This is a genomic window from Promineifilum sp. (SeqCode), assembly GCF_041918635.1.
GTDB lineage: Bacteria > Chloroflexota > Anaerolineae > Promineifilales > Promineifilaceae > Promineifilum.
Map to the genome: position 1 here is coordinate 1 of NZ_JAYRVJ010000543.1, position 4,834 is coordinate 4,834.

General features: G+C 65.5%; 5 protein-coding genes. 3 read left to right on the plus strand and 2 right to left on the minus strand.

Going from position 1 to position 4,834, the window contains the following annotated elements; all coding sequences use genetic code 11:
- The coding region (locus tag ACE3UY_RS16350; protein ID WP_374688559.1) for an Eco57I restriction-modification methylase domain-containing protein at positions 1-1,965 on the minus strand (1,965 nt) is incomplete at its 3' end.
- A gap of 258 nt (positions 1,966-2,223) precedes the next feature.
- On the opposite strand from ACE3UY_RS16350, the gene ACE3UY_RS16355 reads away from it, so the two are divergent.
- Positions 2,224-2,976: a Bax inhibitor-1/YccA family protein gene (locus tag ACE3UY_RS16355; protein WP_374688560.1), complete on the plus strand. Its 753-nt coding sequence runs from the start codon at positions 2,224-2,226 to the stop codon at positions 2,974-2,976.
- 146 nt (positions 2,977-3,122) lie between these two features.
- Here ACE3UY_RS16355 and ACE3UY_RS16360 read toward each other — a convergent pair whose 3' ends face one another.
- Positions 3,123-3,365: a hypothetical protein gene (locus ACE3UY_RS16360; protein WP_374688561.1), complete on the minus strand. Its 243-nt coding sequence runs from the start codon at positions 3,363-3,365 to the stop codon at positions 3,123-3,125.
- Between the two features lie 481 nt (positions 3,366-3,846).
- Between ACE3UY_RS16360 and ACE3UY_RS16365 the strand changes: the two genes are divergently transcribed.
- Entirely contained in the window at positions 3,847-4,047 is a 201-nt protein-coding gene (locus tag ACE3UY_RS16365; protein ID WP_374688562.1) for a hypothetical protein, read from the plus strand.
- A 113-nt stretch (positions 4,048-4,160) separates the two neighbouring features.
- A partial coding sequence (locus ACE3UY_RS16370; RefSeq protein WP_374688563.1) for a hypothetical protein occupies positions 4,161-4,834 on the plus strand: 674 nt, incomplete at its 3' end.

The following is a 4,834-nucleotide window of genomic DNA, read 5'->3' on the forward strand; positions in this document are numbered from 1 at the left end:
ATACGTCGTCGCCCCCGCGAACACCTGCTGGTCGCCAAAGTGCACGACCCCCGACAGGTGCTTGCCCGCCGCAATCACCCCCCGCAGCGGCGCGCCATACTGCGCGTTGAAGAACTTGTGGGGCAGGATGAACCCCAGCCGGCCGCGCTCGTTCAATAGCTCCAGCCCGCGCTCGACGAAGACGACGTAGATGTCGTAGTTGCCCTTGCCGGCGGCGCGGTAGGCCCGCTTGTAATACTCCACCTCGACCGGGGCCCACTCCTTGAGGGCCTGGATGCGGATGTAGGGCGGGTTGCCAATCACCGCGTCAAACCCGCCCGCGTCCATCACCCCCTTGAATTCGCGCCGCCAGTCGAAGGCGTTGATGCGCTCGGCGTCGGCGTCGGGCAGCAGGGCGGCCTGGGCGTAGAAGTCGGGGCCGATGAGCGAGTTGCCGCACTTGACGTTGTCCCCCAGGTCGGGCAGGACGCGCTCGGCGAACAGTTGCAGCTGCGCCCCCAGCGATTCGGGCGTGTCCTCCAGCACCTTCAGCAGCAGCGACAGCTTGGTCACCTCCACCGCCTGGGGGTCGATGTCCACGCCGTAGAGGTTGTCCAGCAGGATGCGCTTGCGCTCGGCCAGCGTCAGGCGGTACTCGCCGGCGGCTGTCTGGTGCAGCGTCCCGCCGCGCTTGCGCGACCACTTCTTCACGTCTTGCAGATAGCCGGCCAGATGCCAGTCGAGCAGGAACTGGTAGGCCCCCAGCAGGAACGAGCCGCTGCCGCAGGCCGGGTCGAGGACGCGCAACCGGCTGGCGGGGCCGGCGGGGTCGGGCGCGTGCCCTTCCACGAGGCGGCCGACCGTCTGCCGGACGATGTACTCCACAATGTAGGTGGGGGTGTAGTAGACGCCGCCCGCCTTGCGCACCTCCGGCTTCTCCTCCACCACCGCCCGATGGCCGTCGGTCAGGCGGATGACCTTGCCCAGGAACTGCTCGTAGACCTGGCCCAGGATGTCGGCCGGGAAGACGGAGAACTCGTAGGGGCTGACCGGCTCGTAGAGGGCGCGGATGATCTCCTTGAGCGGCTTGTCGTCCACCTGGAGGGCGGGGGTGAGCCGGTCGGGGTCGCCGCGCCCCTTCTCATGGCCGAAGTGGAAAAGGCCGGAGTTGTAGCGCTGGTCGGCGCGCAGGAAGACGGCCATGAGGCGGTCGAACGTGCCGGGGCCGGTGGCCAGGTCGCGCAGCTGGCCGTACGGCTCGATGGCGCGGTCTTCGGCGATGCGCAGGAAGATGAGCCGGTCGATGGTCTGCTGGACGGCGAAGTTGAGGTCGCGCTGCGTCAGCCGCGGGTTGCGCAGGGCCAGGTGGCGGGCCAGCAGATCGCGCCAGTGCTCGATCTCCTTCAGGAACTCGGCGTCCACCGCGGCCACGCCGCGCTTGCCGCCGCGCTCGGCGGCGTACTGCTCCAGGGAGCCGGCTAATACCGCGTCGCGGCTGAAGGTGGCGGCGATCTCGTCCCAGGCGTCGGCGTACTCCGTGTAGCGCCAGTAGCGCAGGCGGGCGACGGCCGGCTTGTCGCCCTGGACGGGGCGCACGCGGCCGTCGTAGATGGCGAACTCCTCGAAGTCGGTCAGGATGCCGAGGGGGAGCTTGGCCGTCCAGGTGTAGCGGCGCAACTGGTAGGCGGGGTCGGCCAGGCGGTCGAGGTCGACGGCCGGCTTCTTGGCCTCGACGAAGAAGCGCAGCTTGCCGTCGAGGCGGAAGCCGTAGTCGGGGGCCTTCGATTTGCCGGCGATGGGCAGGCGGTCTTCGTGTTTGACCTCGCCGCGGCCGAGGCGGTCGGCCACGTCCCAGCCGAGGGCCTCGAAGAGCGGGTTGATGAGGTGGACGCGGGCCTCGGTCTCGTTGTAGCGGCCGCTTTTGTAGGCGGGGTACTCGTGGTGGAAGCGGGCGATGAGGGTAGTGAGGGGGGTGGGCGCGGGCATGGGGGAAAAACTATGAATTAGGAATTAGGAATTATGTCAGGTCTATTGTAGCGCGGGTTTCTTAAGCGGCATCTGAAGGGCACGGGAGGGGATAAGCGAGCGCCGGACGGGCAAAATGAGATCTGCCCCGCCGCGACTATTGACATCCCCAGAGAGATTAGTAAAATCGCCCGCGACAAAACGCCATACCCGGCAACAGTTTAGAGGGAAAAAGACAGAGTTATGAATACTGCCGCACATTCTGTAATGGGACCGCGTATGAGCACGCGCAACCCGGCGCTGAGCTTCAAGTCGTTTGACCGGCAAATAGCGCGCGCCGGCGCCCAGGGTGAAACCGGCATGACCGCCAGAGGGACTTACCTGAAGACGGCCTTCCTGTTTGCGCTCTTCCTGGCCACGGCCGTCTTCGGCTGGCGGCTCATCAACGTGGTGGACGGTCAAATCGTGAGCGTCAACTTGATCTGGCTAATCAGCGGCCTGGTCGCGACGATCGGCCTGGTCATCCTGTCGCGCTTTGCCGGGCGCTACATCTGGATTATCGCCATCGGCTACGCGCTGGCCCAAGGGGTGATGGTAGGCGCGCTGGCCCGCACCCTGGAGATACAGTTCCCGGGCGTCGTCTTCCAGGCGGTGCTCATTACGCTGGCGCTCTATGTGGCGGCGTGGCTGCTCTACACCACGGGCGTGATCAAGGTCACCCAGGGGTACCGGACGATGGTTCTGATCGGCACGATCGGCGTGGGCCTCTTTCTGGGGGTCAATCTGTTGCTGTCGTTGTTCGGCGTCCAGCTCACCATCTTCCAGGGGACGTGGCTGAGCTTCGCCATTGCGGCGTTCATCGTGCTGATAGCCGTGCTCAATCTGCCGCTCGACTTCGACTTCATCCGCCAGGCGTCGGCCGGCGGCGCGCCGAAATTCATGGAATGGCAGGGCGCGTTCGGGCTGATCATCACCATCATCTGGCTCTATATGGCGGTTCTGCGCCTGTTGTCCGCATCGCGGTCGCGGTAGCGGCGGCCAACGAAGGCGGCTTCCTGGGGATCGGCGCCAAGACGCGCGTTCCCTTGCCGCGTTGGCGCTGCCAGGCGTCCGGTCCCCCGACCGGACGCCTTTTTATTTGCAGGCGCGACCCACTGCGGCCAGCGGGTCGCGCCGTGTTAGTGGAGGTGTTGGTCGATGCGATAGGGGCGAGTGACGTTGACCGGGCTGAGGGTCGGGGAGTCGACCAGCGGCGACAGGATCGCCTCGGCCACCTGCTCGTCGTGGGGCAGGGTCATCATCAGCATCGGCAATAGGTACAGGAACAGCTCGGCCTGGAAGCGGCTCGCGTAGACCTGTTCGACCACGGTTCCGTCGCGCATCACCATGACGACGGCGCAAGGCTGTAAGACTCGACTCATGATGCCTCTATTGCCGCGGCGGGCGCGCGCTTCGACCTGCGTTGTCAAGGTTCCGGTAAAGGGCCGGCCGCCGCGCCGCGGCCGGGGAATGGGATAAGGATACTCACCGGCGGCGGCGTGTCTATTGGCATAAAGCAATGAAAAATGGCGGGGGGTATTAGGTAGTAGTAACGAGGGGGAGAATCTCACGCAAAGACGCAAAGTACGCAGAGCGAAGAATCCTTTCTTTTCTTTGCGTACTTTGCGTTTTTGCGTGAGCGTTTTCTCATCTTCGCTGCCAGAAATTGAATAGCCACGGCCCCTTCCGGTTTGTTAGACTGGTCGCAGAACATATGTTCGGGCGCGGAATGAATTCACCACGGATTTTCACGGATTTAACGGAGCAGAACGGGTTGACCGTTGTCTCCATCCGTTACATCCGTCTTATCCGTGGCAATCCGTGGTGAATTCATTCGTGATGAATTCATTCAAGGAGCGACACATGACTGCGAATCCGTTGGGTGCGTTGTGGAAGAGCCGCAAGTTCTGGCTGGCGGTGGTGGCGGTGGTGCAGACGGCCGTCTTTGCCCTGCTGCCCGGCTTCCCGGAGGCGGTGTGGCAGGCGATCAATGTGATCCTGCTGTGGCTGATCGGCACGATTGCCGTCGAGGATGCGGCGGCGAAGTTGTCGGTGAGGAGCTAGGCGTGCGAGCAGGGGCGCAGGGGGGCAGGGGAGCAGGGGTGAAAGAAGCCTCGACGGAAGGCGCTTGCTCCCCCGCGCCCCTGCTCCCCCGCTCCCCCGCGGGAGCTAAAACCATGTCCTTCTTGGAACGATGGCGGCAACGACGGCAGTTGAGCGCGCGGGCCGACTTGCGCGAGGGGGCAGGGGGGTGGACGAGCCGGGTGACGGGCGTACCCATTTTTGGGACAGCCGACCGGCCGGCCGACGAGCAGCAGCGGCAGTACGCCGAGGCGCTGGCGGCCTGGCGCGCCAACCCCTACGCCAAGCGGGTCATCGACATCATCACCGACTACACCGTCGGCGACGGCATCACCCCCATCGCGCCGGGGGAGATCGGCCGCTTCGTCGATACCTTCTGGACGCACCCGCAGAACCGGCTCGACCTGCGGCTGCCCGACCTGATGGACGAGTTGAGCCGGGCCGGCGACCTGTTCCTGGCCCTCTTCCGCAACCCGGCCGACGGCATGAGCTACGTCCGCGCCGTGCCCAAGTCGGCGATCGTGGAGATCGTGACGGCGGGGAATGATTGGGAGAGGGAGGTGGCGTATGTGGTGCGTTCTGATCGGCTGGCGGGGGAGCAGGGGAGCGGGGGAGCGGGAGGGAAAGAGGCGCCAGCCGGCGACCTCTTGTCTCCCCTGCGCCCCGGCTCCCCCGCGCCCCTGCTCAACGAAACGACCTTCCTCTCGCCGGCTCACCCCGACGCGCCGGCCGCCGACGCCATCATGCTGCACTACAGCATCAACCGGCC

Excerpts from the sequence above, each read along its gene's own strand:
- ACE3UY_RS16360 (WP_374688561.1), bottom strand. The coding sequence starts at position 3,365 with ATGAGTCGAGTCTTACAGCCTTGCGCCGTCGTCATGGTGATGCGCGAC.
- ACE3UY_RS16365 (WP_374688562.1), top strand. The coding sequence starts at position 3,847 with ATGACTGCGAATCCGTTGGGTGCGTTGTGGAAGAGCCGCAAGTTCTGG.
- ACE3UY_RS16355 (WP_374688560.1), top strand. The coding sequence starts at position 2,224 with ATGAGCACGCGCAACCCGGCGCTGAGCTTCAAGTCGTTTGACCGGCAA.